Origin of the sequence: Dermabacter hominis NBRC 106157, from assembly GCF_001570785.1 — a bacterium.
GTDB classification, from domain to species: Bacteria; Actinomycetota; Actinomycetes; order Actinomycetales; family Dermabacteraceae; genus Dermabacter; species Dermabacter hominis.
In genome coordinates, this window is record NZ_BCSI01000013.1 from 26,052 (window position 1) to 32,051 (window position 6,000).

A 6,000-nucleotide genomic window follows, 5' to 3' on the forward strand; every position below is an offset into this window, starting at 1 on the left:
AAGAGGTACACGGCAATGAAAACAACTCGTCGCGCGGTTCTCGGTGCAGGCGTCGGGCTCATGGGGCTCACCCTCGCGGGATGCGGTCTGAGCGGTGGCGGCGGCAGCGCCGAACAGGATAAAGCCGCCAAGGAAGCCAAAGAAGGCAAGGTCGAGGGCGAGATTTCGTTCCAGACCTGGTCGCTCAAGAACGAAAAGTTTAGCCCCTACTTTGAAGACCTCGTCGCGAGGTTCGAAAAAGAAAACCCGGGCGTCAAAGTCAAGTGGATGGATCAGCCCGGCGAAGGCTACGAGGATAAGCTCCTCGGCCAGGCAAACTCCGGCGCGCTCCCTGACGTCGTCAACGTTCCGCCGAACTTCGCGTACTCACTCGCAAAGAACGGCATGCTTCTCGACCTCGCGAAGGCCGACGACAAGCTCAAAGACATGTACGTCGAGGGCGGCGTCAAGGCCTACGAAATGCCGGGCATCGACGGCAGCTACGGCTACCCGTGGTACCTCGGTACCGACATGTCCTGGTGGAACATCGATGCGCTGAGCAAGTTCGGCGTGAGCGAGGAATCGCTGCCCACGACCTTCGACGAGCTCTACGACCTGGCCATGGAAGCCGCCAAGCAGGGGGGATCCGCCCCGATCATCTCCTCGCTCCCCGAAATCATCATCACCTCTGGTGACGACGGCAAGTTCAACTTCAATACCGACGAAAACGTCGACTTCCTGCAGAAATACGTGGAGCTGTACAAAGCCAAGGCCATGCCGGTCGAGGTGCTGAGCGATAATTACACCGGTAACGCCCAGCTGTACAAGCAGGAGAAGGTGCTGTGGACAACCGCGACCTCGAGCTACCCCACCGAGCTCAAGACCGATAACCCCGGCCTCATCGAGAAGACGGTCGTCACGAAGCGTATGGGGCAGCCGCCTCTGTTCGTACAGGGCATCGCCGTCTCCGCAAAGTCGAAGGCCCCTGCCGCAGCACTCGCCTTCGCGAAGTTCGCGACGAACACCGAAAACCAGATCGAGTTCGTCAAGCTCGCACAGGGCTTTTTGCCCGGCACGAAAGAAGCGGCAGCCGACCCCAGCAAGTTCGCCGAGAAGTCGGACATCGAGCTGCAGAACAAAGCAGTTGAGCTGGCCGCTGAGTCGATGAAGACCGCTGTCGACCCCACGAACGTCATGTGGACCGAAGACATGAAGACCAACATGGGGCAGCAGATGGCGCTCGCCATGCGCGGCGACATCACGGCTAAAGAAGCGCTCGACGCAGCCGTGAAGTACGGCAACGATCAGCTCAGCTGACACCCCCTGGCCGGGTGAAGCCCCTCGGGCCTCGCCCGGCCCCTTTACGCCGCACCGTTGGAAGGAAAAAGTAGCGTGCGTTCATACAAGTGGTACGTCCCGTGGCTCCTCGTAGGCCCCGCAGTTGTGTGGGTTGCCGTTTTTGCTCTGTGGCCGTTCGTCAACACGGTCGTCCTGAGCTTCACGAATGCGCGCCCGCTCACGGGCGGAACCTTCGTCGCCTTCGACAACTATGCGGCACTCTTCAGCGATGCGCGCGTGTGGACATCGCTCGGAACGACGCTTGCCTTCACCGTCGCGTGCGTCCCCCTCCTGACCTTCTTGCCGCTCTTGCTCGCTCTCCTCGTGCACCGCGTGATTCCCGGCATTTCGTTCTTCCGAACGACTTTCTACTTCCCCGTCATCGCCTCGGTTGTTGTCGTGGCCCTCATCTTCCAGTGGCTCTTCGACTCACGCGGCGTCATCAACGAAACCCTGCAATTCCTCGGCCTCGTTCAAGGCCCGTTGCCATTCCTCGCCTCGCGATGGGGCCTCATTTTCACGGCCGTCGTCCTCACCGTATGGAAGGGCCTCGGGTACTACATGGTCGTGTACCTCGCGGCCCTCGCCAACGTCGGCAACGAGCTCCACGAGGCTGCAGCCATGGACGGCGCGAGCGCCTGGCGCCGCTTCTGGTCCGTCACCGTTCCGGGCGTGCGCGGTGCAATGTTCCTCGTGAGCGCCCTCATCACCGTGAGCGGCATGCGCGTGTTCTCCGAACTGTACGTGCTCTCGAAAGGCTCGGGCGGGCCCGGTGGCGAGGCATCCTCGCTCGTCATGCTCGTCCAGCAAGTCGGCTCAGGCCTCAACGGCAGGCTCGGCTACGCATCGGCGCTTTCCGTGCTCCTCTTCCTCTTCACGGTGGGGCCACTCATCCTCGTGGCCTACCTCAACAACCGGCCAGACTCGAACGCGCACTAAGGAACTGATCGGAATGTCCACTCTCGAATCCGGAGCCGGCACCGTGAATAAGGAAGCCGTCGGAACTTCTTCCCGCACCTACCGCAACACGAACCGCCCGTGGCGCAGCAAGGAATCCGGGGGATTTAATAAGCCGACGCTTGCCGGTTTGATCGTGCGCTACATTCTGCTCGTCGCGATGTTCTTCGTGTCGGTGGGGCCGTTCCTGTGGCAGCTCAGCACGAGTTTCAAAGGCCCGAAGGACCCCATCTATCAGTTCCCGCCGTCGCTTCTGCCGAGTGATTTCACGCTCCACAACTACGTCGAGGTTGCCAACACCGTGCCGATCCTCGGCTACGCCTGGCACTCGCTCATCGTCGCCGTGTCACTCGCACTCGCGAACGTGGTCTTCTCGACGATCGCCGGTTACGCCCTGGGCTGCTTGCAGTTCAAGGGAAAGAAGATCGCGCTCGGGATCCTCTTTTCGACGCTTCTCCTGCCAGGCGAAGTGACCCTCATGAGCCAGTTCCTCACGATCAAGTCGCTTGGCCTCGCTGACTCGCTCGCGGGCGTCGTGCTTCCCGGCCTCATCGGTGCTGTCAACGTTCTCCTCATGATGGCGGCGTGCCGATCGATCCCGCCGGCGCTCCTTGACGCGGCCGTGATCGACGGCGCGAATACGTGGCAAATCATCACGCGAGTGGTGTGGCCGAACGTGCGGGGCATGGCGAGTGTCGTCGCTATCTTCGCGTTCATCGGCGGGTGGGATGACTTCCTGTGGCCGCTGCTCGTGCTGAGCGATCCCGACAAATACACGCTCACCGTGGGCATGCAGTACCTCAACTCGAACTTCGGTTCCAACCCGCGCGTCATCGCCGCGGGCACCATGATTGCGCTCGTGCCGATCATCCTGTTCTTTGCCGTGTTCCAGCGCTTCTTCTTCAAGGGAGTGGAAGACGGCGCGGTTAAGGGGTGAGTGAAGCACCGCGGAGAAGCGCCCGCGCGACCGCGATCCGGCCAAAGTTCCGCAGGCAGCCCGGTCATCGATAGGCTACGGGAGTCTCCCCGGCCCCTCGCGTGGAGTACGGGGCACCTTAGCCACGCACACCGGTGGCCCGCGAACGAGAGGACCGCCATCATGCACCACGCCGTGAGAGTCACGAACCGGCCGTCGCGCCGAAACTTCCTCACGGTGACGGGCGGTGTGGCGGCAACGCTCCCGCTGTCGATGCTGACCGGGTGCGCGAGCGAGCGCGACGCCTCGACGCTGCGGATCGCGTTCCAACAGTTCGGATCAGACAGGAACCTCGAGCAGTGGCTGACGGGAGTAGCCGCGAGCTTTACCGCGAAACACCCGGGGGTGAAGGTCGAACTCGTGCCGATCGTGGCCGCGGCGAATGACTACTTCACCAAAAATGAGCTGCTTATGTCCTCGCCACGCAGCTGCCCCGACGTTGTCTTCGAAGACTCCTTCATCCTGCAATCCGACATCGCCGCCGGTTACCTTCAACCGATCGATGATCTCGTTGACGCGTGGAAGGCCTGGGAGAGTTTCTACCCGGCCTCCAAGGAGGCTGCCAAGGACCCCGAGGGGCGCGTGCACTTTATTCCCACCGAGACCGATACGCGCGGCATCTACTACCACAAGAGAGTGTTCGAGAAGGCGGGACTTCCCACCGAGTGGCAGCCGCAATCGTGGGAAGACATCGCCGAGACTGCCGCGGTCATTCGCGACGCCGACATCGGCGCGACCGGGATGTTCATGTACTGCGGAAAAGCGCAGGGCGAATCAGCCTCGATGCAGGGCCTCGAGATGCTCCTCTACGGCACGAACGACACGCTCTACAATCCCGAGACGAAGAAATGGGTCGCGGGATCGCAAGGCTTCATTGACGCGCTCGCGTTCTACAAGCGCCAGTTCGACGAAGGGCTCACGCTCCCCGCAGCCCGCCACTTCGACCCGAATCTCATGGACGCCGTGCAGGCTACGATGTTCCCCGCGGGCGAGCTCGGCATCCTCATCGATGGATCGTGGATCTCATTCCTCTGGGCCGAAGGCAGCCTCGCTCCCTGGCCCACGTGGCCCGATGACGTTGGTGTTGCGTCCATGCCCACCCAGTATGGCGAGGCCCCGGGATCGACAACGCTCGCGGGAGGCTGGGGCTGGGCGATCCCCACGCACGCGCGTGATCGCGAGCTCTCGTTCGCACTCGTCAAGGAACTCTGCAGCCTCGAGCACCAGGTTCAGCGCAACATCTCGGGAGGCACGCTGACGACGAGGAGGGACGTCGCGCAAAACGAGGAGTACAGGGGCTATTCGCCAACCGTCGGATTCTTCACCGACATGCTCGAGGGCGCCCACTACCGTCCCGCCTTCGCGGTCTATCCCGAGGTCTCCTCCGCTATCCAGGACGCGATGGACACCGTGATGGTGGGCGACAAAACGCCGGAACAGGCAGCGGCCTGGTACGACGCGAAACTTGCCGAACTCGTTGGCGACGCGAACGTCGAAACCCGCAAAGCCTGAGCGGGGGAGTATTCGCCCCCGCTCATGAAAGAGCAGGCTAAGACTTCACCGCGCCCTCGGCGATGCCGGCGATGAACTGCTTCGCGCCAATGACGAACACGATGATGAGCGGCACGACCGCGATCAGGGCCGAGGCCATGAGCATGCCGTAGTCGCTTCCGTGGGCCGTCTTGAGCTGGCTCAATGCGACCTGAAGCGTGAGCTTATCCGGGTTCGTGAGCACAATGAGGGGCCACATGAAGTCGTTCCATGCGCCGATGAACGTGAACATGCCGAGGAAGGCGAGGGCCGGCCTGATGAGCGGGAGGCACACGTGGCGGTACTGGCGCAGGAAGCCACAACCGTCGATGCGGGCAGCCTCGAGCAACTCGGTCGACACCGAGTTCGTCGCGTATTGACGAAGCCAAAACACACCGAACGCGCTCGCGAGCGACGGGAAAATCAGGGCCTTGAGGTCGCCGGTCCAACCGAGCTTGCTCATGAACAGGAACTGCGGGATGCTCGCGAGCTGGGCCGGCAGAAGGAACGTGGCCATGATGATGAGGAAGAGGCCTTTTTTGCCGGGGAACTCGAACTTCGCGAAGGTGAAGGCGGTGATCGACGAAATGAAGAGCCCGAGCACCGTCACGGATAGGGCCACGACCAGGGTGTTGCCCATTGCCGCCCAAATGTTGATCTTCGAGGTGATGGTCTCGATGTTGGTGCCGAGACGATCGCCGGGAAGCACATCCGGCGGAAACTTGAAGATCGCGGACGACGGGTGGGTCGCGAGGATGAACATCCAGTAGAACGGGAACAGCGAGACGAGCGCACCCGCCGTGAGCGCAATGTATTTGAGGATCGTGGTGATCCGGATCGGCTTCCGGCGGCGCACAATCGTGTCCGTATGAGTCTGAGCTGTCATGTCGAGGCGCCCCTTAGTCCTTGCGCTCGCGGGTCACGAGCCAGTTGATGATCGAGAAGAACATGACGACAACGAAAACGCCCCACGCAATCGCGGCGCCGTAGCCGTAGCGGTTCTCTTGGAAGGCCACCGAGTAGAAGTACATCACCATGGTGAGACCAGAGTTGTTGATGCCGCCCGCACTTGCTGCACCTCCGGAGTTCGAGGAGGTCAGCACCTGCGATTCGGTGAAGCTTTGGAGCGAGCCGATCGTCGACATCAGGGTGACGAACAGGATGATCGGCCGCAGCTGGGGGAGGGTGATGCGGAAGAAGATCTGCCACGAGTTTGCGCC

6 protein-coding genes are annotated in these 6,000 nt (G+C 62.0%); 4 read left to right on the forward strand and 2 right to left on the reverse strand.

Features of this window, described 5'->3' with window-relative positions; genetic code table 11:
* The first annotated feature begins 15 nt into the window (after window positions 1-15).
* The 4 genes from DEHOM01_RS08905 (at window position 16) to DEHOM01_RS08920 (ending at window position 4,762) form a co-directional block, all read left to right on the forward strand.
* Complete coding sequence (locus DEHOM01_RS08905) at window positions 16-1,296, forward strand: extracellular solute-binding protein (RefSeq protein WP_016663747.1); 1,281 nt, start codon at window positions 16-18, stop codon at window positions 1,294-1,296.
* Window positions 1,297-1,371: 75 nt separating this feature from the next.
* Window positions 1,372-2,256 carry a carbohydrate ABC transporter permease gene (locus tag DEHOM01_RS08910; protein WP_061212455.1) on the forward strand — a complete coding sequence of 295 codons (885 nt, stop codon included), beginning with the start codon at window positions 1,372-1,374 and terminating at the stop codon, window positions 2,254-2,256.
* 13 nt (window positions 2,257-2,269) lie between these two features.
* A complete protein-coding gene (locus DEHOM01_RS08915) occupies window positions 2,270-3,211 on the forward strand; it encodes a carbohydrate ABC transporter permease (protein ID WP_061212456.1) in 942 nt (313 codons plus the stop codon).
* Between the two features lie 162 nt (window positions 3,212-3,373).
* Window positions 3,374-4,762 carry an extracellular solute-binding protein gene (locus tag DEHOM01_RS08920; RefSeq protein ID WP_061212457.1) on the forward strand — a complete coding sequence of 463 codons (1,389 nt, stop codon included), beginning with the start codon at window positions 3,374-3,376 and terminating at the stop codon, window positions 4,760-4,762.
* 37 nt (window positions 4,763-4,799) lie between these two features.
* Here DEHOM01_RS08920 and DEHOM01_RS08925 read toward each other — a convergent pair whose 3' ends face one another.
* Together DEHOM01_RS08925 and DEHOM01_RS08930 are read right to left on the reverse strand one after the other, a co-directional pair.
* Complete coding sequence (locus DEHOM01_RS08925; protein WP_061212458.1) at window positions 4,800-5,666, reverse strand: carbohydrate ABC transporter permease; 867 nt, start codon at window positions 5,664-5,666, stop codon at window positions 4,800-4,802.
* A 13-nt stretch (window positions 5,667-5,679) separates the two neighbouring features.
* On the reverse strand, window positions 5,680-6,000 hold a 321-nt coding region (locus tag DEHOM01_RS08930; protein WP_156468338.1), incomplete at its 5' end, for a carbohydrate ABC transporter permease.